Annotated in this window: 24 protein-coding genes, 1 tRNA gene and 2 pseudogenes; 15 read left to right on the forward strand and 12 right to left on the reverse strand. The window is 60.9% G+C overall.

Annotation, left to right across the window (positions count from 1 at the left end; translation table 11 throughout):
- Positions 1-28 precede the first annotated feature (28 nt).
- Positions 29-1063, forward strand: a complete 1035-nt coding sequence (locus KQH55_RS13245) for a LysR family transcriptional regulator (RefSeq protein WP_076796494.1) — start codon at positions 29-31, stop codon at positions 1061-1063.
- Here the strand turns inward: KQH55_RS13245 and KQH55_RS13250 are convergent.
- Complete coding sequence (locus tag KQH55_RS13250) at positions 1020-1979, reverse strand: nitronate monooxygenase family protein (RefSeq protein ID WP_235091345.1); 960 nt, start codon at positions 1977-1979, stop codon at positions 1020-1022. The genes KQH55_RS13245 and KQH55_RS13250 overlap by 44 nt on opposite strands.
- Before the next feature lie 263 nt (positions 1980-2242).
- Here KQH55_RS13250 and KQH55_RS13255 point away from each other — a divergent pair.
- Positions 2243-3100: pseudogene (locus KQH55_RS13255) on the forward strand (alpha/beta fold hydrolase).
- A 491-nt stretch (positions 3101-3591) separates the two neighbouring features.
- Positions 3592-4350: a Mut7-C ubiquitin/RNAse domain-containing protein gene (locus KQH55_RS13260; protein WP_235091347.1), complete on the forward strand. Its 759-nt coding sequence runs from the start codon at positions 3592-3594 to the stop codon at positions 4348-4350.
- Here KQH55_RS13260 and KQH55_RS13265 read toward each other — a convergent pair.
- Together KQH55_RS13265 and KQH55_RS13270 are read right to left on the reverse strand one after the other, a co-directional pair.
- Positions 4325-6229: an ATP-binding cassette domain-containing protein gene (locus KQH55_RS13265; protein ID WP_235091348.1), complete on the reverse strand. Its 1905-nt coding sequence runs from the start codon at positions 6227-6229 to the stop codon at positions 4325-4327. The two genes, KQH55_RS13260 and KQH55_RS13265, sit on opposite strands and share 26 nt — an antisense overlap.
- A complete protein-coding gene (locus tag KQH55_RS13270; protein WP_235091355.1) occupies positions 6226-7158 on the reverse strand; it encodes an extracellular solute-binding protein in 933 nt (310 codons plus the stop codon). Before KQH55_RS13270 ends, KQH55_RS13265 begins: the two co-directional genes overlap by 4 nt.
- Before the next feature lie 538 nt (positions 7159-7696).
- Here KQH55_RS13270 and KQH55_RS13275 point away from each other — a divergent pair.
- Positions 7697-8563 carry an SDR family oxidoreductase gene (locus KQH55_RS13275; RefSeq protein ID WP_076785955.1) on the forward strand — a complete coding sequence of 289 codons (867 nt, stop codon included), beginning with the start codon at positions 7697-7699 and terminating at the stop codon, positions 8561-8563.
- A 673-nt stretch (positions 8564-9236) separates the two neighbouring features.
- Here KQH55_RS13275 and KQH55_RS13280 read toward each other — a convergent pair.
- A complete protein-coding gene (locus KQH55_RS13280) occupies positions 9237-9746 on the reverse strand; it encodes a hemerythrin domain-containing protein (protein WP_076796501.1) in 510 nt (169 codons plus the stop codon).
- A gap of 578 nt (positions 9747-10324) precedes the next feature.
- Here KQH55_RS13280 and KQH55_RS13285 point away from each other — a divergent pair.
- From KQH55_RS13285 to KQH55_RS13315, 8 genes are all read left to right on the forward strand, one after another.
- The gene (locus KQH55_RS13285; RefSeq protein ID WP_235091356.1) at positions 10325-10843 is read left to right on the forward strand and encodes a DUF6496 domain-containing protein; all 519 of its coding nucleotides are present in this window, start codon (positions 10325-10327) and stop codon (positions 10841-10843) included.
- A gap of 1034 nt (positions 10844-11877) precedes the next feature.
- Positions 11878-13008: a replication protein RepA gene (locus KQH55_RS13290; RefSeq protein ID WP_170872430.1), complete on the forward strand. Its 1131-nt coding sequence runs from the start codon at positions 11878-11880 to the stop codon at positions 13006-13008.
- Positions 13009-13399: 391 nt separating this feature from the next.
- Positions 13400-13954: a hypothetical protein gene (locus KQH55_RS17000; protein WP_338893462.1), complete on the forward strand. Its 555-nt coding sequence runs from the start codon at positions 13400-13402 to the stop codon at positions 13952-13954.
- A complete protein-coding gene (locus KQH55_RS13295; RefSeq protein WP_235091357.1) occupies positions 13951-14196 on the forward strand; it encodes a hypothetical protein in 246 nt (81 codons plus the stop codon). Before KQH55_RS17000 ends, KQH55_RS13295 begins: the two co-directional genes overlap by 4 nt.
- The gene (locus KQH55_RS13300) at positions 14197-14496 is read left to right on the forward strand and encodes an LPD7 domain-containing protein (protein ID WP_235091358.1); all 300 of its coding nucleotides are present in this window, start codon (positions 14197-14199) and stop codon (positions 14494-14496) included.
- Between the two features lie 93 nt (positions 14497-14589).
- Positions 14590-14868 carry a CopG family ribbon-helix-helix protein gene (locus KQH55_RS13305; protein WP_076785951.1) on the forward strand — a complete coding sequence of 93 codons (279 nt, stop codon included), beginning with the start codon at positions 14590-14592 and terminating at the stop codon, positions 14866-14868.
- Positions 14869-14894: 26 nt separating this feature from the next.
- Positions 14895-15146 carry a type II toxin-antitoxin system RelE/ParE family toxin gene (locus tag KQH55_RS13310; protein ID WP_235091472.1) on the forward strand — a complete coding sequence of 84 codons (252 nt, stop codon included), beginning with the start codon at positions 14895-14897 and terminating at the stop codon, positions 15144-15146.
- Between the two features lie 2 nt (positions 15147-15148).
- A complete protein-coding gene (locus KQH55_RS13315; protein WP_170872431.1) occupies positions 15149-15403 on the forward strand; it encodes a hypothetical protein in 255 nt (84 codons plus the stop codon).
- Between the two features lie 96 nt (positions 15404-15499).
- Here the strand turns inward: KQH55_RS13315 and KQH55_RS13320 are convergent, their stop codons facing one another.
- The 7 genes and pseudogenes from KQH55_RS13320 to KQH55_RS13350 all read right to left on the reverse strand — a co-directional run bounded on the left by KQH55_RS13320 (position 15500) and on the right by KQH55_RS13350 (position 20334).
- Positions 15500-15832, reverse strand: coding sequence for a hypothetical protein (locus KQH55_RS13320; protein WP_235091359.1), 333 nt, complete (start codon positions 15830-15832; stop codon positions 15500-15502).
- Positions 15833-16823: 991 nt separating this feature from the next.
- Positions 16824-17723: pseudogene (locus KQH55_RS13325) on the reverse strand (tyrosine-type recombinase/integrase).
- Positions 17724-17829: 106 nt separating this feature from the next.
- Positions 17830-17905 (reverse strand) — tRNA-Ala (locus KQH55_RS13330).
- A gap of 57 nt (positions 17906-17962) precedes the next feature.
- Positions 17963-18361 carry a c-type cytochrome gene (locus KQH55_RS13335; protein WP_076796509.1) on the reverse strand — a complete coding sequence of 133 codons (399 nt, stop codon included), beginning with the start codon at positions 18359-18361 and terminating at the stop codon, positions 17963-17965.
- Entirely contained in the window at positions 18361-19146 is a 786-nt protein-coding gene (locus tag KQH55_RS13340) for a BON domain-containing protein (RefSeq protein WP_076797306.1), read from the reverse strand. Before KQH55_RS13340 ends, KQH55_RS13335 begins: the two co-directional genes overlap by 1 nt.
- 22 nt (positions 19147-19168) lie before the next feature.
- Entirely contained in the window at positions 19169-19756 is a 588-nt protein-coding gene (locus KQH55_RS13345) for an SIS domain-containing protein (protein ID WP_076785948.1), read from the reverse strand.
- Positions 19757-19788: 32 nt separating this feature from the next.
- Positions 19789-20334: a YraN family protein gene (locus KQH55_RS13350; RefSeq protein WP_306666090.1), complete on the reverse strand. Its 546-nt coding sequence runs from the start codon at positions 20332-20334 to the stop codon at positions 19789-19791.
- Positions 20335-20414: 80 nt separating this feature from the next.
- Between KQH55_RS13350 and rsmI the strand changes: the two genes are divergently transcribed.
- A complete protein-coding gene (gene rsmI, locus KQH55_RS13355; RefSeq protein ID WP_255763162.1) occupies positions 20415-21242 on the forward strand; it encodes a 16S rRNA (cytidine(1402)-2'-O)-methyltransferase in 828 nt (275 codons plus the stop codon).
- A 59-nt stretch (positions 21243-21301) separates the two neighbouring features.
- On the opposite strand, the gene KQH55_RS13360 is transcribed toward rsmI, so the two are convergent.
- Positions 21302-21931 carry a septal ring lytic transglycosylase RlpA family protein gene (locus KQH55_RS13360; RefSeq protein WP_076796517.1) on the reverse strand — a complete coding sequence of 210 codons (630 nt, stop codon included), beginning with the start codon at positions 21929-21931 and terminating at the stop codon, positions 21302-21304.
- A 606-nt stretch (positions 21932-22537) separates the two neighbouring features.
- Here KQH55_RS13360 and KQH55_RS13365 point away from each other — a divergent pair.
- Together KQH55_RS13365 and KQH55_RS13370 are read left to right on the forward strand one after the other, a co-directional pair.
- Positions 22538-23185 (forward strand): MBL fold metallo-hydrolase, encoded by a 648-nt coding sequence (locus KQH55_RS13365; RefSeq protein ID WP_235091360.1) that lies wholly within the window; start codon positions 22538-22540, stop codon positions 23183-23185.
- Between the two features lie 11 nt (positions 23186-23196).
- Complete coding sequence (locus KQH55_RS13370) at positions 23197-23877, forward strand: exonuclease (RefSeq protein WP_076785945.1); 681 nt, start codon at positions 23197-23199, stop codon at positions 23875-23877.
- The last annotated feature ends 16 nt before the right edge of the window (positions 23878-23893 follow it).

A 23893-nucleotide genomic window follows, 5' to 3' on the forward strand; every position in this document is an offset into this window, starting at 1 on the left:
GCCGGCCACAGCGTAAGCGCACGCAATCATGGATACGCTGGTCAGCATGAAGGTGTTTCGCCATGTCGTCGAAGCCGGCAGCTTCGCGGCAGCAGCTGAGCGCATGCACCTGTCACCTGCGATGGCCAGCAAACACGTAATGCACCTCGAGGCACACCTAGGCGCACGGTTGCTGAACCGCACCACACGCCGTATCAGCCTCACCGAAGCCGGGCGAGGCTATTACGAGCGGTGCGTGCAGGCGCTCACTGAGCTGGAGGAGGCCGAGCAAGCCGTCAGTGACGCGAGTGTGGTGCCAAAGGGCACGCTGCGGATCAATGCGCTATCGACGTTCGGCAATCGGTACCTGATGCCAGCCATTGTCGAGTACACGCGCCAGCACCCCAGCGTGCAGGTGGACATCACAATGAGCGACCGCGTCGTCGACCTGGTGGAGGAAGGCTACGACCTGGCTATCCGCGGCTCACGCTCGTCCAAACTGCGGACTTCATCATTAATCGCCCGCCAGATTGCCCGCACGTATTTTGTCATCTGCGCGTCGCCTGACTACCTGTGCCGGCAAGGCGTGCCACAGGTGCCGGAGGACCTGCGCGCACACAACTGCCTGCGTCTGGCCGCCAATGGCGCGCACGCGCGCGAGTGGCCGCTGGGCAACGCCGAAAACGGCGGCGGCGTGGTCACCCGCGGCAATATCGTGGCCGACGACATCGAGGCACTACGCGCCGCAGCCATAGCCGGCGCCGGCATCGCCTATCTGGGCACCGATTGCGTACGCGATGACCTGGAAAACGGCACGCTGGTGCCGCTGCTGCTCGAGCACGTAGGGCCGCGCGAGCTGCCGATCTTCGCAGTTTACCCCAGCCGGCGCCACTTGTCGGCAAAGGTTCGCTCGTTCGTCGACTTCATCGCCGAGCGCTTTGCTGGCGACGCGTACTGGCCGACCCGCGAACACGTGACGATGCTGGCCACACGCGGTGCCGCCACCTGCCAGCAAGCCGGCGGGAACACGACGAGCCGCGCTACAACGCAAGCCTCACGCGGGCGGCTTGGTATTCGTCTTTGAGCCGCGCGACAAGTTCGGCCACGCTTGGAATATCGTCCATCAGGCCAACCCCTTGGCCGGCGCCCCAGATGTCCTTCCATGCCTTAACCTTGCTGCTGCCATCGCCAAAGTTCATCTGACTTTTATCGGACATCGGCAAGTTGTCTGGATCTAGGCCGGCCGCCACGATGCTCTGCCGCATGTAGTTGCCATGCACGCCGGTGAACAAATTCGTGTAGATGATATCCTCCGCGCTGGCCTGTACGATGGCCTGCTTGTACGCGTGCGCTGCATGCGCTTCGCGCGTGGCAATGAAACGCGTGCCAATGTACGCCAAATCCGCACCCATTGCCTGGGCGGCGAGAATGGACGCGCCATTGGCGATCGCCCCGGACAGGACCAGCGGCCCATCGAATAGCTTACGCACTTCACCGACCAGCGCGAACGGCGACAGCGTACCCGCGTGCCCGCCGGCACCGGCCGCGACCAGGACCAAGCCGTCGACGCCCGCCTCCAGCGCTTTTTGCGCATGACGCAGATTGACCACGTCGTGCAGCACAATGCCGCCGTATGAATGGACCGCGTCGATCATCTCCTTGACCGGCGCGCGCAGACTGGTGATGAAGATTGGCACCCGATGGTCGATGCACACGCGCACATCGCGCTCCAGACGGGCATTAGACTGATGCACGATTTGATTGACCGCGATCGGGCCGATCACCGCGTCCGGATGCTCGGCACGGTGCTGCGCCAGCGCCTGCTGGATTTGCGTGAGCCATTCGTCGAGCAATTCCGGCGGCCGCGCATTGAGCGCAGGAAAAGATCCGACGATGCCCGCCTTGCACTGCGCGAGCACCAATTCCGGATAGCTAACGATAAACATCGGCGACGATACAACCGGCAGCGACAAACACTGCAGTAACGGGGGCAAGGCCATGCTGAACGTCTCCTGGAGCCGGGGCGATCGAACGACCGCTCTATTATACGTAGCGGCTAACAGAAATTTACTTTAATGCACGTCCGTTCTTTTAACTGAAGAAGTGTTCGGCTTCGATAAAAATTGCGTGATTCAGACGGACAAAGGAAATAGCGTGCTTCTACAATACGCCCTTCACTGACCGCCCCGAGGGGACCATGACGCGTGCGACCGAATCGATCGCTGGATTTCGCCACGTAAGTGTGCATGTTGTCGACACGGCGATGGGGCGCTCCGACATCGAGATTTTCGCCGCCCTGGGAGGCGACGGGCCGCCGCTGCTGTTGCTGCACGGTCATCCTCAAACGCACATGATCTGGCATCGCGTCGCGCCGCAACTGGCGGAGCGGTTCACCGTGATTGCCGCCGATCTGCGCGGATACGGTGCGTCGTCAAAGCCGGCTGCCGACGATCCGCAACACGTGCTTTATGCCAAGCGGACAATGGCAGCCGACCTCATGCAGTTGATGCACGAGCTTGGCCATGAACGCTTCTTCATCTGCGCCCATGATCAGGGCGCGCGCGTCGCACATCGAATGGCGCTGGACTACCCTGGCGCGGTGGAGCGGCTGATGCTGCTGGACATCGCGCCGACGCTGGCGATGTAGGAGCAAACCAACCGCCATTTCGCGACGCAGTACTTTCACTGGTTTTTCCTGATCCAACCGGAACCGCTGCCCGAAACGCTGATCGGCGCGGCACCGCACGTCTATATTGAGCGGCTCATGGAGTCGCAGCATGCCGGTCGGGAGGCATTCGCGCCGCACGCGCTGCACGCCTATCGTCAAGCGCTGGCGCAACCCGGCGCCGTGCACGCGATGTGCGAGGACTATCGTGCGTCGGCCGGCATCGACCTGCTGCACGAGCGCGTTGACGTCGAGCGGGGCAGCAAGCTTGCCTGCCCGTTGCGCGTGCTGTGGGGCGAGCTTGGCGTGCTCGCGCAGTGCTTCGATCCGCTGGCGCAATGGCGCCGCGTCGCCCGCGACGTCAGCGGCCGAACGCTGCCGTGCGGCCACTATATTCCGGAGGAGGCGCCGCAAGCGCTATTGGAGGAAATCGATGCTTTTTTCGATTACCGATAAACAGCGTGAAATCGATAATAGAACGACTAGAGCAACTGATTTTTCCATCTACATGAATCATTGCACCACACGCCATTCCATTCACGAAGTGGTATCCTAAAAAAACGAAATTTGCGTATCCGTGGCACTCAAATAACGCGGTTAACTTAAATTCATGCCGCCATAATCTGTAGGGAAAATACCAATTCTGCGAGGTTGATACATCGGATAACATCCTTGCGACGCTGATCACGTCGTACGATATTCCGCCGTTCGCCACTCGTGGACGGCTTTTTTCTTTTTTGGCATACCGGATGTTACAGTCAAGCCACTGCATGTTGCGGCCGGCCTGCTCCTGTTGTATCTAAGCTGGTGTACGCCATGTGCTGCGTGCGCGACTGCACCGGCTGATCGACCGGATCGCGGGGCTGGCGCTAAACTTATTCGGCGTGACCAAGATCCGGCGCGCGCTGTAGCGCGTCGCGCCGCGAGCCGCCGCCGGAGCGACTGTAATGACCACGGCAACCTTCCGTTTCCACGCTGAACTGAACGCGTTCCTGCCGGCAGGACTGCGTCAGCGGACATTCGCCGCATCGTACGCGCGCAATGCGTCGGTCAAGCATACGATCGAGGCGCTGGGCGTGCCGCATACCGAAGTGGGACGGATTGTCATCAATGGTGAGGCGGCCGGCTTCGAGCGACCGCTCGCCGACGGGGACAGCGTGGTCGTGTATCCACCCAGCGAGCGCGCCCCGGTGCCGCTGCGCGGCGCGCTACCCGACCCGTTGCGGTTCCTCGCTGACGCCCACCTAGGCCGGCTCGCGCGCCTGCTGCGCATGGCGGGCTTTGACACGTTGTACGACAATCGCATCGACGATCGCAACGTCGAGCAAATCGCCGCGCAGGAGCGACGCATTGTGCTCACGCGCGACCGAGAATTACTCAAACGGCGCAGCATCGAGCATGGGTGCTATGTGCACGCACTCGATCCACTCGAACAGCTGCGTGAAGTCGCCGCGCGGCTGTCGCTGCACGCACAGGCACGGCCATTGTGCCTATGCCTGCACTGCAATGCGCCCTTGCGCCGAGTCGATAAAGCTGACGTGCTCGCGCGGGTTCCGCCCAACGTGCGCGAGCGATGCGACCGGTTTGTGACCTGCGACGTATGCGGCAGAATCTACTGGGAAGGCTCGCATTGGAAGCGGATGAGCGAGCTGATGGACGACGTGCTGGGCAGACGAGCTGCTACGGCATCACGGGCCACACCGTAGTCGTGCCTGCCGCGATATCGACACGGCAACAGCGGCCTTCGCAAACATGCAGCCCGAACGCTGTGCGCGCGTCGGCGTCCGATGGCGCACGGCAATGAAGCAGCGCGGTGCCCAGTCGCACCGCCACGCGCGTCTCGCCGTGCGATTCATACACCCGTTCCACCACTGCGGTGTGCTGGCCCTGCTCTGTCATCGAGACGCCGCGCGCATCGACGCGCCACATCAGCCGTGTACCAGCTGGCAGACCGTCGTCGCGCACATCGAGCAACACGCCGCCGATATCTACCTTGCCGCCGGCTACCAGTGTGCCCTCGCCGACGTTGTCGATACCTAGCAACTGCGCCACCTTCAGGCTGGCCGGCCGCTCGAATAGCGCGCGCGTCGGCCCTTGCTGCAACACGCGTCCACGGTCCAGCACAAGAATCTCGTCGGCCAGCAACGCCGCATCCTCTGGATCATGCGTGACGAGCACCGTGATCGCATCGATCTCCCGCTGCAACGTGCGCAACGTCTCGCGCAACGTACGCCGGCGCGGGGTGTCCAGCGCGGAGAACGGCTCGTCTAGCAAGATCACGCGCGCCTTGCGCGCCAATGCGCGCGCCAGTGCCACGCGCTGCCGCTGGCCAAACGAAAGCTGGGCTGGCAGACGCTGCGCCAGTGGTGCGATCCCCAAATGCAGGCTCCAGTAGCGCGCGGCGTCCGGGTCGGCATCGGCGGCGAACGTAAGCTGTCGCGCAACGCTCATATGCGGAAAAAGACCGTAGTCCTGCGGCACGTAGGCCATGTGCCGCGACTGCGGCGCGCTAGCCGTCAGCACTTCACCATCGACGATTACCGATTGCGTCGCGCCGTGCTGCAGACCGGCGATCATGCGCAGCGTGAGGGACTTGCCGGACCCAGACGCGCCAATGATCGCCAACCGCCGGCTGCGCGCGCTCCATTGAACATCGAGCACGAAATCGCCGAGCGTGCATGTGAAGTGAAACGCAAGCGTGCCACCTGACGAATGACGTGGCACTGGCACGACTTCCCGGGCGAGCGAGCGCAATGGGTCAAGCTCGTCGCCCGGGGCGGCCATGGCGACCGGGCACGATGGCCGCAGACGGACGGTGACCGCCAGCGACAGTGCCAGCGCGATGCCCAACGTCGGCGCGAGTAACGGCAGCATCGCGGGTAGACCCACCGAGCCGAACATCACATACGTATACACCGGCAGCGAGTACGGATGGTAGGCCACCATCATCGTAGCGCCGAACTCGCCGAATGCACGCAGCCACGCGAGCACCATGCCGGCGCGGATGGACGGCCAGGCGATCGGCAGCCAGACGCGCAGCAAGCGCGTGCGCGCGTCATGCCCCAGCGTAGCCGCGACGTCGTCAAGGACCGGATCGACGGAATCGAATGCCGAACGGGCAGCCACAATCAGAAACGGCGCGGCCACGAAAGTTTGCGCGAGCACGATGCCCACGAACGAATCAGTTAACCCGCCGCCAGTTAACGTACCGAGCGGACTGTACGGACCGATCAGGAACAACAGGAGCACGCCGCTGGACAGCGGCGGCAACGCCAGGGGCAATTGCACAACAAAGCTGAGCACGCTCGCCCATCTAGAGCGTGAACGCGACAGCAGATAACCGAGCGGGATCCCGGTGAGCGCGATCAGCAGCGTAGCCAGCGTCGCGCTGCCAACCGACACGGTGGTTGCCTTGACAAGCGCCCCGGGCTCGATCGCGCGCCAGTCGGCATGCGCGAGCTGCGGCAGCATGGCAATAAACGGCGCGCACAGATAAAGCGCCAGCAAGGCCGCAAGCCACCTCAGGGGTGTGGCGCGCCGCCGCCCCGCGCCACTGCCACTGCCACTGCCACGTTGCAGCATCATCGCGCCGCGTCGAGCATGGCCTGCACGCGTGCGGGGAGCTGTGTGCGCTCGCCGCCAACACTCGGCACAATCACGTCGATGCCGGCGTCACACAGTAATGCGCGCGCCTTCGCGCCGAGCAGAAACGTCACGAAGCGCATCGCGCCTTCCTGGTTTGGCGCGTCGTTCAGGATCGTGATCGTATAGCTGGCCTTGACCGCGAGTTCGGCCGGCAATTTCACTGTCGGGATGTGCAACTGCGCCGTCTCGGTCGAATAAAAAAAACCCACGTCGAGCTGCCCTGACTGCAGGCGGCCCATTAGTGTTTCTTCCGGCAACACCTGTTTCGGATTGTCCGGTGTTCCGAGCATGCGCTGCACCAGGTCAGGCTGCCGATACAGCGACGCGGCGCGAGTCACCGCCTCGAGCGTAAAGGCCCCCTTCGGATCGAGCTTCGGATCCGTGCGCCCAATCCGGATGCCCGGCTGCAGCAACACCTTGTCCCAGCGTTCAGTCTTCAGCGCCGCTGCAAAGCGGCTGTTTGCGTTGTAGCCGAGCAGCAGCGGCGACTCGCCAAAATTCACATACCAGCTAACCTGATTGCCGTTCGCAGCACCGCCCAGGCTCGCATTGACCTTCGGCGTGGCGCTGATGAACACGTCACCGCGCCGCAGCTTACCCTTCAACTCGTTGGCCAACTTGTTTGAGCCGGCGCCATAGCCAGAGAACGTCAGCCCTGACGCCTTTTCGAATGCCGGCCCGATGGAGTGCTCCATCACATGCACCAGCGACCCGGCGTACAACACCCGGACCGTGCCAGCGTCGCCGGCCAGCGCGACACCGGGCGCCGCCGCCACGGCCACCGCCGCCAGCACGAGCGCACTGCGCACAAGCCAAGACAGCGATAGGCACAGCGCTTGGGCGTTCGCCGCGAAACGTTCATCCAACATTGCGTTCCCCGTCTTCGTTGTATTGGGCCATATATTACGCTGTCGGGCGCGTTGACTTTTGCGCGCCGCCGTCCCATGTTGCGGCAGCATTGTCATCCCACACGCACGCTCGGTCAGCTAGACTGCACGAGGGTCTGCACCCAAACTGCCAAGGTATGCGAACGAGTCGCGCTTGCACTAAGAATGCTCGCGCCGCCACTTTAACCATGAAAAATTAGCAACGGCTATTTCCAATTGAGGTACTGATGCGCCTGTCGTTGAGTGTACTGTCCAGCACGAGTTCATCGGGGCAGACGGTTGGCCAGGACGATCGGATGGAATGCAAATGAACGCTCATTGTGCAGCAAAGTCGCAGCGGCGTTGAGTGGCCCACTTCCGACGGGGAACCCAATTACCGCGGCAAATTATGATCAGTATGGCGCAACGTCGTACGGCTCCATCGTGCGCTGAGCGGAGCGCGCGCGCGGCAGGCCTGTTGGTTGCTTCACCTACATGTGCGCGCCGGTGTCGCGCGACAATCAACGGATAGGAGCGTGTCATGACTGAAAATCAACGTCCAGAACCCCCACTGCCACACCAACAGCAAACTACAGTGCCTGGCCACACTGGGGACATGCAACCGCAACCCGACCATGGCGAGCATTCATACCAAGGCTCGGGCCGTCTTGCTGGCAAAGCGTCGATCATTACCGGCGGCGATAGCGGAATCGGACGCGCAGTCGCCATCGCTTTTGCTAGGGAAGGCGCTGACGTGTTGATTGCCTATCTCAATGAGGACGACGATGCGCGCGAGACAGCGCGCTGGGTTGAGCAGGCGGGACGACGCGCCGTGCTCGTGCGCGGCGATGTGGCACAGCGCGAGCACTGCGCGCGGATTGTCCAGCAAGCCGTTGACGCATTCGGCAAAATCGATGTTGTGGTCAATAATGCGGCGTTTCAAATGACGCACGAGTCGCTGGACGAGATCTCAGACGATGAGTGGGACAACACTTTCGATACGAACATTGGCGCGATGTTCAGGATCACCCGGTCCGCGCTGCATCATATGAAGGCGGGCGGCGCCATCATCAACACCACATCGATCAATGCCGACCGTCCGAATCCGACGTTGCTGGCGTATGCCGCCACCAAAGGGGCGATCCAAAATTTCACGGCGGGATTGGCACAATTGCTCGCGCAAAAAGGCATTCGAGCAAACTGCGTAGCGCCGGGGCCGATTTGGACCCCTTTGATCCCCGCGACGATGCCGGCGGAAAAGGTCAAGCAATTTGGCACGCAGGTGCCGATGAAACGGCCCGGACAGCCAGCCGAAGTGGCCCCCGTGTATGTGATGCTCGCGTCCGACGAATCGAGCTATGTTTCAGGCGCAACGGTTGCGGTAACGGGCGGCGCACCGATGCTTTAATCATACGTCAGGCAGGCGGCTTGCGCCCAGCACGCTATGCGGTGTGGTTTCGTATTGCGGCGTTGGGCCGCTTGTACGCGTCGGCGTCCTCACTCCCGGTGCCGTGCAGGTGCAGATAAACGAAATCGGCCGCAAGATCCTCGATGCAGGGCCAATGTCCAGTGGCATTCAACACAACTACAGTAGCATAGCGGCACAGCAGACGAATGGGCAGCAAACCGACAAAGCTTCCATGGCGCACGTCGATCGTATGCCTAAGCTTATGGTTATATTTGATTGCCCAATAGGCTGCTTGATCGGATGATCATGTCCGCTGGCAAGCTCCGTCGCCGTCAGCATGTCCCGGAGCCGCATCGCGAAGAATGCCTCGAAGCGCGCTGCATCGAATTTGAACAAGGGTGGAAACTGCCACAAGATCGGCCCAGCTTGTCATCAAATACTACTCCTGGCGCGGGGTCCCTGCCGGCACCTGAGCGAACCTAAGCCAGTTCGGGCTAACCTAGGCCGGCCAATCTGCGCTGACTTGTGCTGCTCTGAGTCAATTTAAGCCAACCTGTGGCAAGCCTGCGCGCACCACCTGTTCCGACGTCAGTCCAACGGTGGCGCGCCCCCCAGCAATGTCAGCCTGCCTTGCCAGGCGGGCTGACCCAGCGCACCAAGGGTCGTTCACGCATTAAGTACGGTCACCGACATCCTTTGACACTTTTGCCTGCAACTGCGCCTTGCGCTGTGCGATACGAGCGCCGAGTTCATCTAGGTCGACGCCCGCTTTGCGCAGCGCAGGGAATAGCACCGATTCTTCCTCGCTGACATGATGCTGGACGTTTTCCGCCAACACCTTGAACGCCGCATCAAAACCATCGTCGCCTGCCCGGGAGGCCCGGAGTTTCTCCATCAACGTCTTGACAAGAAAATGCTCGACATAGGCCTCGTCAACTTCCTTTTGCGGCTGTCCTGACAGCGCGCGATGCGCGGCCGGATACAGGATCTCTTCCTCAATAATCGTATGCATGGCCAACTCGTCGCATGCGCGCGTAACCAGAGTTGCCTTGGCATCAAGGTCGTTATCGGGCGTCTTCTCGAACGTATCGAATAGCCGCTGGACTGCGCGATGGTCCGCCTCCAGCAGCGCAATCGCGTCCTGTTCGGCTGCACGCGCCATATCGACGCCATGAGGTGGCATCGTCGAGGATCGCGTAGATTTTTGGTGTGTTGCAGTAGTGGTCATGTTCGCTCCTATGAAAAAGCCTACTGCATTTAGCAATCAACGCGCCCGCCTTTTGTGTCGCCGGGCCACCGCACGGCACGGCGTGAGCATCGCTCCCGCTTCCCGCCCGAAGCCAACCCCGCACGCGGGCAGCGGGTCGGGCACTGGCGGCCCATACTGCACGCTCATCTTGTGCTCGCAGGTAACGATGTTTTATCGATCGTATGCCTGAACATTGAAGCCGTTCCGCGTCCAAAAGCCGCTGTGGTAACGGCTGGCGAGCCGATACCACATCGGCTTTCGGGACCAGCTGACGGCGACCGAGATCGCACAAGCACTGACTTTTGCGCGCTCGACATGGGGCAATCAGGCTGCATCGGTGAATCGGGCTGCACCGGTACCGATTCGGGACGCCGAGGGCATGCGTTGCGCCATCTCGATGGCCTAAAACCATCCGATCCATGCGAGCGCAGGGCCAGCGCCTGCCGCAGCCACGCGTTGGCACTGAGTTTGCTCAATCTGCGCATACAGCATCTCTTTCAAGGAGGATTGTCATGCCAGAAAGAAAGACTATGGCTCGAGCGCAGGCCGACAAGCGCGCCGGGAAATCGGCCAGCACACAGGCCGGCGAATTCGTCAAGGAAGAGGTTGAGCATGTGCGAGCCGGCAAGCATGGCGTGCGTTCGACCAAGCAAGCCGTGGCAATCGGGTTGTCAAAGGCGCGGCGAGCCGGCATCGACCTGAAACCGCCGAAGAAGGGCACCAGCAGCGAGGCCACCCGCAAAAAAGCGGCCAAGGACAGCGGGGCAAGCCAACACAAGACGACGGGTTCCGCAAGCAAGGAGACCCAGGCTAAGCGCTCGCGCACGACGACTTCCGTACTGCGACGCGAGCATTCAGACGGTGCCACACGCGAGTCGATGTCAAAGCAGGCCAGGTCCGCCGCGGCGAAACGGCCGGCCGCCAGCCGCTCCGCTGCGGCCAAGCGTGCCGCCAGGACCAAGGGCGCGGCAGGCCGCTCCGCCGCCGCCAAGAAGGCTGCCCACACGCGCGCCGCACGTGCACACCATTAAGGGACGGACGCGGGTCCGCGGGGTCGCGCCACGCGATCCCGCGTAGCCGCTTCCCCGCGCAGCCATCCCGGCGTCTGTGCCGTGACTGGCCAACATGGCTCTGCTCTACGCGCCCTCGAAGCCGCTGGTTGATAAGCGGCTGGCCGATAACGAACGAATAATGCTGGTGATCGGCGCAGGAGGCCCGCGAAACTTGAATTATATCGGTACAGCCCGGTACAATCAGCCCAGTTATTGCTTTGGCCGTCGCTAAACGGCCAGCTTTCTCCCCAACCTGCTTGAGCAGGCCGTCAGACTGGAAGGAACCCCGGTTGACGTTTCGGGACAGAGCCAGCGACAGAGCACTGATGCCTCTTTGAGGCCGTTCTACCGACGAAGCAGGCCGCGGCGGGACGAAGAAGAGCCTGTAAGGAAAGCCATCGAGGAATCGGCGGATCGATGGTGAGTACCGATTCCAATGTACAGATGCGCGGGCGATTGCAGAAGGCGTACGTCCATGCAACGCTCCAAACCTCCGTTTTTTGCCGGGCATGCCGGCAGCTCGCTTCCGTACTTGTCGTCGCTGTACCCTCCCGCCCTGTCGATTGCGCAGGTGGCGGAGATCACCAGCGAAGCGCCGCAAACTACCCGGAATCGCCTCAGCAAAGGCACGTACCCGATAGAATCCGGGAAGGTTGGCCGCAAGCGCGTCTTTCGGCTCATCGATGTTGCGGCGCTTATCGATCAGCAAATTGCTGTTGACCCGTGCAACCCCGCCAACCGACCAGCCCAGCGAGGCCGGCCGACGAAGGCGGAGCAGGTAGCGAAACTGCAAGCGCGGCTAAGCGTCCCCTCATCCGGGTTGGCAGGGGGTACGCGATGAACGTCAAGGTTCGAATCAACCCATCGGCATGGCAAGCGGGGTTCAACGTTGGCCAGGCCGGCCGCCCAATGAGCCCATGACCCCACAACCTTGATCCGTTTTCCTATTTCTCGGGAGGGATCGAGGGGGACGCAAAAAGGCAAGGATGCGAATACAGCCAAGGAGGTTCGCTATGACGAGCCTTCAGGCTGCGCGTGTCATCCTGGAGCAATCCGATCGGAGCGCACATAAACTGACGACTGACGTGGTGACCGCCAGCTGGTGCTCCACACGCAACGAAGCTGCAGCCAAATTATGCGCCGCCGATAGACGCATACAGCTTCGCCAGGTACAGGCCGAGATCGACTATCTCGCTGGTAAGGTGCCGGCATGGGTGCAAGAGGTGATCGAGGCGCACCTTGCCATTGAGAAGGAGGACGCCAAGAGCGCCGGCTCGCTGGGTTTCATGGCGCGCGCCCTGGTCATCGCTACGATGCCCTACAAAGACCCTAAGGTGGACGTGTTCAAGCGCGAGAACGGCGACTTCCGCTTGCGAATCGTCGCGGATTACGAAGGCGGGATTCCCTTCTGGATCTATCCCCGCTTGCTCATGTCCTGGGTTGCCACCGAGGCCGTGCGAACGCAATCGCCGCTTATCGAGCTGGGCGACTCGCTTTCGGTATTTCTCCGCGACGTGCTGGATATTCGACGCGGCGGCGGCAAGCGCGGTAGTTCTACGCGCGTTGCCGAACAGATGAAGCGCTTGTTTGGCTCCCTCATCACGGTACAGTACACGGGCGACATGCAGCATCGCGGCTTCCAGTTGCACAACGTAACGATTGCCGATCGCCTGGAGCTACACGAACAGGAATTGCGGCTTGAGCTTCCGGAGCTGCCAGCGCCGGTCAACAGCAGCACTCTATGGATTCCTCAGGCGCGGGAACTGGCCGGCACCTGGAAAAGCAAGGTGCGGCTCTCAGAAAGTTTTTTCCGAGAGTGCGTCGATAAACCAGTGCCTATCGACCTACGTGTCTACAAAGCACTGCGGGGCTCACCGCTTGCGATGGATGTGTACACTTGGCTTACCTACCGCATGAGCTATACGCAGCGTCGCAGCCGCCCCATTCGATGGGAGGCCCTTATGGGCCAATTCGGTAGCAACCATGAGACGCATCGTGCCGTACTGGACTTCAAGAAAGCCTTCCTCAAGGCGTTGAAGGCTGTCCAGATTGTCTATCTGCGCGCCAATGTCGAAGTGACCGACAGTGGTGTGATCCTGTTACCGTCCCCGCCTCATGTGCCGCGGCAGCCGGAACTGTTCTGACGGACTCAGCGATTCCGTAATCAGAACTCCAACGCTTAATCACCCCTCCGACCTAGGCAGCGTCACAGCGAAGCGCCCGTGATGATGAACTCTCACGGGCGCTTTCGCCTGTGGATAAGGCTTGTAAACAAGTCGGCTTATCCGTGATGAGCAACTCTCACTGAAACGCTAGCAAAATCCGTTAAGGCCAGCGATGGCGCGGCTTCCCGGAGATTTGTCTCGATTCTCCTGTATCTATTCCTTTATGTCTTTTCCTTTAGATATACTTAGTAGTTGATCACTCGAATTTGTGGGGAAAGTGACATGTTTACCGCAGCAAAGACCGTCTATCTTCCCAGGGCTTACGCTACGCACCCCGTCCCTTCCAATGACCTGATATCGCCCTAGGCCTATGGTGGGATATCTACCAAGGCGGCAACTTCACAACCTGCTCGCGAAGTACGGGCTCGAACTGCGCGAAAAAGGGCGGGGGTTCGCAATCTATGACGTCAACTCAGGCGACACTACGCCAACCAAGGCCAGCGACATGCACGAGGAGCTGGGCAAAACGCGGCTGACTAAACGGCTCGGCCCATTCAAACCTTCGATGTCGACGACCGACGCCGTTCTTACCTACGACAAGCATCGGCCGCTGAAGCATGATCCCAAGATCCGCGAGGAGCGCCGGCAAGAGCACGCCGAAGCCCGACGCGAGCTACGCGCCCGGTACGGCGAGTACAAGAGGGCGTTCGTGTATCGCGACTCGACCCGGACACCGTGCGGCAGCGATCCTTGGACATCCGCGAGGCGGCTCGTCAGAAGCGACGCGAGATCCGAGAAACGGTTCCGGTCGCCGCAGCCCGTAAAGCGCTGTATAGCGTCGTTGCATTCGAGTCTCTGCGGGAGCGCGATCGGCTGCTACGCGAGATCCGCAAAGAGCGTCAGGCGATATTCGCAGACCCAATGAATCGCAGACTGTCATACCGCGAGTGGGTCGAATGGCAGGCGGCCGCTGGCGACGGTGCGGCTATAGGGCAGCTACGCGGCTTCGTCTACAGTGAAAAGCGACGTACGCGAGAGCTGGTGCAAGCCCTCGCCAATGACGAGGCCGACGGCGTCGTGCACATTGATGATGTGGACCCGGTTGCGCGAAACGTCGCCGAGGGACTGTATTTCCGTGTTCGCCGGGACGGCGCGGTTATCTATTGATTGGACGATGGTCGTGACGCTTTCGTTGATCTCGGTCGAGGCATCGACGTACTCGCCAAAGGCGACGGTGACGATATGTCGATTACGACTGCGCTCCGGTTGGCCGCGGAGAAGTACGGGGGCACATTTGAGCTCACTGGCAGCGATGAATTCAAGCGACGTGCGATCGACCTGATGGTCAAATATCGAATTGATGTCCGCCTACGAGGCGCCGACCAAGAAGCACTGCGCCGTGCCGCAGCAGCGGCTGCGGCGAGGCACGCGCGCCGGCGAACGCCCAGCCGTCCCAGCGAGCCATGAACCGGTTCGCCGAATTATTGAGGTCGCGTGGACACGAATTGCACTTAGGTCTATAGTAGTCGCAGGTATTACCTTTGCTACGGAGGCCATGTCATGGTTACGGCAACATCTATCAAGATTGATGATGAACTAAAAGGGCGGGTTCAGCACTTGGCCGAGGCTCGTCGGCGCACTCCGCATTGGATCATGCGTGAAGCCATTGAGCAGTATGTCGAGCGCGAGGAAAAGCGTGAGGCGTTGAACCAGGACACGCTCAAGGCATGGGATGAATTTCAGGCGACTGGCCTGCACGCGACCGCCGAGGAAGTGGAAAAGTGGCTCGCGAGCTGGGGAACTGAAAACGAACTGCCTCCGCCAGAATGCCACAAGTAATCTTTGCGCCGGCGGCTATCCGAGATATGCAGCGGCTGCGCGACTTCCTGCGACCGAAGAATCCTGATGCCGCGAGGCGGGCTGGTGAAGCGATTAGACAAGGCGTACAAGCTCTCGGCGCCCACCCTCGAATGGGACGTCTCGTAGAAGGTCTGCCCGAGCAGTATCGAGAGTGGCCCATTGATTTCGGGGATAGTGGTTACGTAGCTCGGTACCGCTTGGATGCCGATGCCGTCACGATCTTGGCTGTCCGACACCAGAAGGAAGCGGGGTATTGATCATGACCAACGACGAGGTGAAGGCGCGGATCAACGTGCTCCACGACGAGGCGGCGGCTATTCTGGCCAAGCGAGGACTGTCGCCCCTGCAGGCTTACCGTCTGATCCTGGAGCAGGTCACGGTTCGGCACGAGCCTACGTTGCGGTTGTTCGCCGATGCGGTAGCGCATGATCAATGGTTCCGGCAGCAGGTCCGTGAGGGGCTGAAGGAAGCGGACGATCCAAACACGAAATGGGTCTCTGAATCGCACAGATGAAGGCTTGGCGGCTATAATCGCCGGAGCGATTCGCCGCTTGGGTGATCTCTCCAAGCGTCGTGCCCTCAGCGAGTGCGGGGGTCGAGACGAAACCGTTCAGAAGCGCGGTAAGGAAAAAGGGGGCTGCGTTTCATGCCTGCTCTCCCTTCTGGTGCTTCCCGAGCTCGGGATCGAGCACGCTGACAAACCAACCGGGCTCTCGCATGAAGTCGCTAAGGCTGCCGTGCTCTGCTCGGACAGTCGGCGGTTGCGGACCTGCCAGAGGCGAAATTGCACATCCAAGCTGGCCATGAACATCACCGGCAATCCGGCGACAAGCGTGAAGATGCCGAGCACGTTGCCGCGTGAAATTGCATAGGCCGCTATCAAAAGAAAAGCTGTCCCCGTTCCAATGGCAAGCCGTTTTTGAAACCGGAACCGTTTCTCCAACTCCGCAATGCTTGGTGCACCGATTGATCGACTCCGCATCATTTCGTCGAATCCCAGCTCGTGAGCGGTGGTGTCCTCAATCTGCCGTTCAGCGCGAACCTTCTTCTTCGCGCGCTCGTATAGCTCCTTGATGAAGATGACGTTTTCGTCATGCTGCTGTTTGGCTGCCTTGATCGATTCCAGGTTCTTTCAGAACGCGTATGTCGGGATAAAGAGGCGCGGCTATGTGGCATCTTGAAAGGCGTGGGGATGAGGTACCGGTACCGGTCCTTTGCAGCGAAGGTCCGGATCGTGGCTGGGGTCTTACCGATCAATTCGGCAAGTTGTTCGATAAAAATGACACGCGGAGATCCGCAATCTGCGGCTACCAAGGGGCGCACGTCTACCTTTCACACACAAGAAAAGCGCGTGTGGGGTGTCGTCCCCCACGTGTGAGAGCCCCTTGCAGGTGGCTAGCGGACTGACAAACCGATTCAGCAATGCAACTTCGCGCAGATTGCAGAGCCTGGTCGGTTCCCTACGCTCTCGGGAGCGCAGCCGTTTTCTGAGTTATCCCTTCACTGACTTGACTCAGCGGCACCAGCATCATCACAGCCCCGATTGGGATTCGGTGCTGCGAATTGTGCTGATCAATCTAGAGCAAAGCAGCAGAAAATTCAATATTTCCATTTAAAAACAATAATATACGTAATTACGTACGCATGTATGTATGCGGCGGCCTTGATCGTTACTTCAGTCTCGCTTCACCAAGTCCTCAGTTCGAGGACCGTAGTGCCGCGTGCAGCGCCGGACATCGCGCTCGAAAAGGCATCGAAGAACGACACTCCGGCGTGATGCCATCAATCAGTTCGAAAATTTTGTTGCCACTCGGCTGACTCATCGCCATATCGGCTGCGCCCTATCGCTGCCGTTCGGCGAAATACGATCGTCCGCCAAGCAACAAGATGGCCTTGCTGATCGTCGCGTACATACGTACGTATGTACGCAGCCTCTATCTAAGTCGTTTTGCCAGATCTTCTGCTTTGGGGTGGTAATACCGCATCAGCATCCGCGGATCGCGGTGGCCGGTGATCTTTGCAAGTTCGTGCATAGGGAAAATAGACGCGAGCCGGGACGTAGCTTCGTGCCGCAAGTCATGGAAACGAAGATCGACTAGATACTTCGTGTCGGGTACCTTGCCTGCGTCTTCGCATTCCTGCTCTTAAATCTTCCGAGCTCGATCTACGGCCCGCTCAAACGCGCGGGTTACAGCGTCTCCTTTGATGGAAAAGACGCGTCGGGCGCCGGCGCGCTGGCCGTCGGAAGCCTTCCGCCACTCTTTCAGCGCCTCGATGGCACGAGGCGAAAGGGGGACATCTCGGGAGCTATCATTCTTAGTGTCGAGAAGGTGAGCAACGTGACGTTTTGCTTGCGGTTTGCGTACGAGCTCGACGGGATTGGAAAGGCTCTCCATTCCCCATTCCTTGCGGGCAATGCTGGAGACGTGCGAGAGAACGGCCAGGCGCCGCAGTACCGTCGCGGGCTTCAAAGGTGGATCTGCCTGCTTCAGCCAGTCGTCGCGTAGCTTGGCCACGTCCGAACTGCGCACTGACGCCATCGATCGTTGTGCGATCGGAGCTGCTTTCCACGTCCGCAGGAAAGAAATTTCTTGTGCTTTCCCTTTCTTCAGCGGCGCAATTTCACGCTCGTACCGATCAAGTACCTCGCACAGGGTTGTCGACTCGGCTTCCGTTCGGCTGACGAACATGCCGCGGTCGATCTCGGACTCGATCTGTCGAGCCCAAGCTTCGGCTTCCGCGCGCGTATTGAACGTCTTGGTCTGTACAGGGTAGCCCTTCCGGCGAACGCGGGCCTGCCACTGAAGATCGCCTCGACGGATGATAGATGCCATTCACTGCTCCTCGAGCTTCGACAGCCCGAGTGGCGCAAAATTGGCGCAATAAATCGAATCTACCAAAGAAAAAGGGCCTAGCCATCGGCTAAACCCTTGAATCTATTGGTGGAGCGGAGGAGGATCGAACTCCCGACCTTCGCATTGCGAACGCGACGCTCTCCCAGCTGAGCTACCGCCCCACTTAAAACAACAAGTATAGCAGAAATGCAGGCCTCGAAAGCAAGACGTTTCCCCTCCTACTTCCGCGGCGCCCCTGCCAGCACCCAATCCACCAATACCTTCGCATCAGCCTCACTCAACCGAGGTTGCGACGGCATCGGAATCGGTCCCCATACCCCTGCCCCACCCTGCATGACCTTCTTGACCAGCCGCGCGGGCGCCGTCGCATCCGCCTTGTACCGTTGCGCGATCTCAGCAAAGCTGGGCCCGACGAGTTTGCGCTCGATGGCATGACAACCAAAGCAAGCATTCTGCTTCGCCAGGGTCTGCGCGCGCTCGGCATCATACGCATGTGCACCGGTGGACGTCCCCGCCAGCACAACGGCCACGCCCCAACACAACAGTCCCCACTGAACAGACCTAAACCCACCCAACAACCAAACCTCGTGCCGACGCACCTGATTGACGCCACTCATCAATTTGAAGCCTCCGGGTTACCCGGCTTGATCGCCGAGTTGGACACGGGAGCGGGCGGTTGCTGATCAAGCGGTTGCGCGGTCACCCCTGACGGCGGCACTTCGCCCACTGTCGCCCCCGTCGGCTGCTCCACCTCGGGTGCAGAAGCCGCGCTAGCACTGGATGCCGGCGTCGCCACCAGCGACTTCGCATCCTCGGGCTTCACGTACTGAAACAACTTGACGACCTGCTTCACACCGGTCACGCGACTGACGACATCCGCCCCGCGATTGCCTTCATCAACCGTCACCAAGCCCATCAAATAAACAATGCCGCGCTCCGTGGTCCATTTGTAATAGTTCGCCGAGATATCCTTGCTGCCGACCAACGCAGCCTGCACCTTACTGCTGATATACGTATCGCTGGTGCGCGAAGAAAACGAACTCGCGGGTTGCACGGCCAGTTCATTGGCGATACTGCTCACATTAGTGATGTCACGCACAATCGACTCGGCCTTTTGCTTCGTGGCCTCATCCGGCACCTCACCGGTCAACAACACGCGACGGTTATAAACCGTTAGGTTGACGTGGGCGGTGTCCGGTAATGCACCGCCGATCCGTTTCAATGCCTTGATTTGGATCTCGCGGTCCTCCGTCTGTGCCCCGAGCGTGCGCCGGTCAACAGCAACCAGCGTACCGCCGGCCGCGCCGCCCAGCAGCAGCAGGCCGCAGCCCTGGAGCGATGAAGCAAGGCCCACGGCCAGGACGGCATGCATAAGCGTTTTGCGAACGCAAGTGGCAGTCATCAACAAGCTCTCCCTGATTTGGTCAGTCTTCTTCCCCGAGCAACATTGCATCGATCCCATCGCACAAGCAGTGGATCGTCAGCAGTTGAAGCTCATGAACCCGCGCATGACGCTGCGCAGGCACGCAAATATGGATGTCGGTATCGGTCAACGATTGGGTCAGCGGCCCGCCGCCGGCCCCAGTCAGCGCGACGACGATCATCTCCCGCTCATGCGCAGCATCGATGGCCGCAACCAGCGCCGGTGCCTCATCGTGCACACCGATCGCCAGCAGTATGTCGTCGCCGTGTCCCAGCGACCGCACCTGGCGCGCGAAGACCTCGTCGTGCGCCTGGGTGCCACCCAACGCTCTCATCGAGTCATCGTTGGCCAGCGCAAGCGCCGGCAACCCCGGACGCTCACGCTCGAAACGGCCGACGAGCGCTGCCGCGAAACGCTGCGCGTCCGATGCGCACACGCCATCCCCGCATGTCAGGATCTTGCCGCCGTTCGCCAGTGTCGCGAACATAGCATCGATCGCCGCGGCAATCGGCACTCCCAGTGCGTCCAATGCAGTCAATTGCAACTCCGCGCTCTCACGGAACTGCCGCTGAATTCTCTCGATCGACATCAATTGCTCATGCTCGTTTCTCGCCCGCGAGTTTACCGCAGTCGCGGATCTTCACTGAAGGCATCGACGACCCACGTCAGTTGGCCTCCCTCGAACGCGACGATGTCAAACCGGCAAGGCGGCACCGCCCGTAGGCGCCCGTCTGCCAGACGCGTAGCCAGGAAAGCCCGGGCGGCGGCCATCAGGCGGTATTGCTTGCGCACATCGACACTGGCGAGTGCTCCACCATAATCGGGGCGATTGCGAGCACGGACCTCAACAAATACGATCGTCCCATCGGTGGTCCGCATAACAAGGTCAATCTCCCCGCGCCGATAACGTACGTTGCGCGCTACTAGCGCCAACCCGTGGCAGCTCAAATGGCGCAGCGCATGCGACTCGAAAACACGACCGACCCGCTTCGACATCGGCCGGCGCGAAAAGTTGTCTAACGCCCTTTCGGCCCGCGTCGGCTGTGTCGGCTGTGTCGGCTGTGTCGGCTGTGTCGGCTGTGTCGGCTGTGTCGGCTGCGTCGCCGGCCGGGCAGTATCAGTCGCTATACCATGTCGTGGCACAATGGCGGGCGCTTCGTTGCTCATCGCTTCTCCTGAGGTATTCCGTGATCGATTCCCTCGCGCTCGCCGAGAACCAGCACTATCCGGCACCAGCGCTTTATGTGATGGCGACGCCGATCGGCAATGTCGCCGACATCACGCTGCGCGCGTTGCACGTGCTTGCGCTGGTGGACCGCATTGCGGCGGAAGATACGCGCAACACGGCACAACTGCTCGCGCGTTACCAAATCACGCGCCCCTTGCTGGCGGTTCACGAACACAACGAACGCGAAGCCGCGCAACGCGTCGTTGATTTCCTGCACGCGGGCGAGCGTATCGCGTACGTATCAGACGCGGGCACGCCTGGCATCTCGGATCCGGGCGCACGGCTGGTCGACGCAGTACGCGACGCAGGACTAGACGTGGTGCCGATACCGGGCGCCAGCGCGGTGACCGCGGCGCTAAGCGTGGTCGGCGACTGGGCAAGCACGTTCACCTTCGCCGGTTTCTTGCCGACCAAGCCAACGCAGCGGACCGCCCGGCTCCAAGCATTGGCGTCGCGTGAAGAAGCGCTTGTTTTCTATGAGGCGCCGCACCGCGCGCTCGAGACCGTACGCGCGTTGGCCGAAACGCTTGGCCCGTCGCGTCGAATGTTGATCGCGCGAGAAATCACCAAGCTACACGAGAGCCTGCATCAGTGCAGGCTGGCCGAAGGGCCAGCATGGCTTGCCGCGGATCCGAACCGGCTGCGTGGCGAGTTCGTCCTTGTGGTCGAAGGTGCTGGCGCACCCACGCAAAGTGATGCGCACCAGCACGACGCAATACTGACGACATTGCTGAACGAAGTGCCAGTCAGCACCGCGGTCAAACTGGCAGTCGCACTGACGGGCGCATCACGTGGCGTGCTCTATGCGCGTGCGCTTGAATTGAAAAAGGACGGACCGGGAAGATAAAAAGCCGCGATTGAACCACGGCCCGGGACAGAGCATATTGCACCAACCTGCAGTTTCGATCATCTGACCGACGCGAGTTGCTCGGCCATCGCCACGCGGGCCTCGTCGCGCGACAAGCCTTGCAGCCGCACTCTTGCGGTCCCGGAATGCTGCAGCCCAAGTGCACTCGCCGCCGCCTGCGACACGTCAATAATCCGTCCGCTGTGATACGGCCCACGATCGTTAATCCGCACCACCACCGATCTCTTGTTCGCCACGTTGGTCACACGCACGAATGATGACAGCGGCAAGCGCCGATGCGCAGCAGTCAACGCATTCTTGTCGAAGCGCTCGCCGTTCGCAGTACGACGGCCATGGAAACGGGGGCCATACCAAGATGCGCGCCCCTCCTGCTTGAAGTCCGACACATCAGGCGCATCCGCGACCAGCGGCTCGGCATCGGCAAGCGAGGAGACATGACGTGCGGCCGTGTCGGCCGGCGCATCGCCCGACTCCCCGCGCGCGAGTGCATCTAGGGCTAACTTTGCGCGGCTTGACACCGACTGGACGACCGCCGCACTGCTTGCCCCCGCTCTTCCCATCGTCGGGCTCACCGTCGTTGGCTCCTTGCGACCGCTGTCCGTCGCGCAACCGGCCAGCAGAAGAAGAGCGCAAACGGTCCCATAACATCGAGGCCATCGAGCTTTCATAGGTACGTCTTCACTATTGTGAGCCGCCGCCAAGGGGCCACGGCTCTGGGCGAACGAACGGATGCGCCACAGCACCGAACAGGCAGGCTGCGCACGGTGGGCGACGATCGCGAAACGGCAAGCGCCGTGATCCGCCAGGTTTTAAGGCACGTCTGGCCGCCCCTTTTTAGAGACGTCAACCAGACCCGAATCACCGCTGACGACGTTACAACGGTTGGCATGGCGCTTGCGAAACAAGCGTCATGTCGACCAGCGGTGAAGGCTCCGTACCGGTGCCGGGCTACGCCGGGAATCAGGCGCCCCGCGCCCAACCGGATGGAACGTGTCGCACCGACTTGCAATGCTGGATGCCACCGCGTTTCGTACGCGGCGTTGTTATTGGACGGCGCCCTTTTCTACTCCGCCGGATGGTGCAGGGGCGTCCGACTTGGCATGCACAATTAAGGTGCATGCCGGCCATTATACCCGATTAGTGCAGATCGTCATTTTCCGCAGTACGCTACTGCGGCCAGGCGAACGTGCAGATGCGCGGATGCGCGGATCGGGACATGACGACTACAATGTTGCCTTCATTCAGCCAAGCCGTTCAGTGCGCTTCCGAACCCAATGCAAGTCAAGCTGATTCCCGTCACTGCCTTCATGCAGAACTGCTCGCTGCTCGTGTGCGAGCAGACTCAACGCGCCGCCATTGTTGATCCGGGAGGAGATCTGGAATTGATCCAGGCGCAGGTGCAAAAGCACGGCGCGAGCGTAGAAAAGGTTTTGTTGACGCACGGACACGTCGACCATTGCGCAGGTGCCCGTGCATTGGCAAGCTACTACGGCGTGCCGATCGAAGGACCGCATCCGGATGAACAATTCTGGCTGGCATTGCTGCCGCAGCAGAGCACGCGTTTCGGCCTACCGGCGGCGCAAGCGTTCGAGCCGGACCGCTGGCTACACGATGGCGATACCGTGCAGTTCGGCAATGAGATACTGGAGGTCCTTCACTGCCCGGGACACACGCCGGGACACGTGGTTTTTTTCAGCCGCGAACATCGACTTGCGCTGGTCGGTGACGTACTGTTCGCGGGATCGATCGGGCGGACAGATTTTCCGCGCGGCAATCATGCAGATCTTATCTCGTCGATCCGCAAGAAGCTGTGGCCGCTCGGTGACGACGTACGCTTCGTCCCCGGACACGGTCCGATGTCGACCTTCGGCGACGAGCGGCGCACGAACCCATACGTGGCGGACCACATTACTGCCAGTTAACCGGATACTCAATGGACGAAATCTATGTCAGCACTGATATCGAGGCTGACGGCCCAATTCCCGGCCCGCATTCAATGCTGAGTTTCGCATCAGCGGCCTATACCGCGGACAAACAACTGATCGCAACGTTCTCTGCCAACTTGGACACGCTGCCCGGCGCGTCTGCGCATCCGATTCAGGACGCGTGGTGGAAAACGCAACCCGACGCTTGGGCAGCATGCCGTACAGATACGCGCGCGCCCGAAGAAGCACTGCCCGCCTATGTCGATTGGGTCGAGGCTTTACCCGGCAAGCCCGTCTTCGTGGCCTATCCGGCCGGCTTCGACTTCACGTTCATGTTCTGGTACATGATGCGCTTTGCTGGCCGCTGCCCGTTTTCCTGGTCGGCGCTAGACATCAAGACGCTGGCGTTTGCAATGACCGGGCTGCCTTACCGGAAGGCGATCAAGCCGCGACTGCCGAAGCACTGGTTCGACGCCCATCCGCACACGCATGTGGCGCTCGACGATGCGATCGAGCAGGGGGCATTGTTTTGCAACATGCTGTCGGAGTTGCGCGTCCACCAGGCGGCGCATGCCCAATGGCTGGCGGAGACAACGAACGACGGACTCGCGAAAGCAACGCCTCTCGACCCAACGGCAGGCCCCGCGGAGTCCGAAACGGAACCCGGACAACAGGGCGGCGGCCTTTGAGCCCCTAAGCCGCCAG

Source organism: Mycetohabitans sp. B3 (genome assembly GCF_021498065.1).
GTDB lineage: Bacteria > Pseudomonadota > Gammaproteobacteria > Burkholderiales > Burkholderiaceae > Mycetohabitans.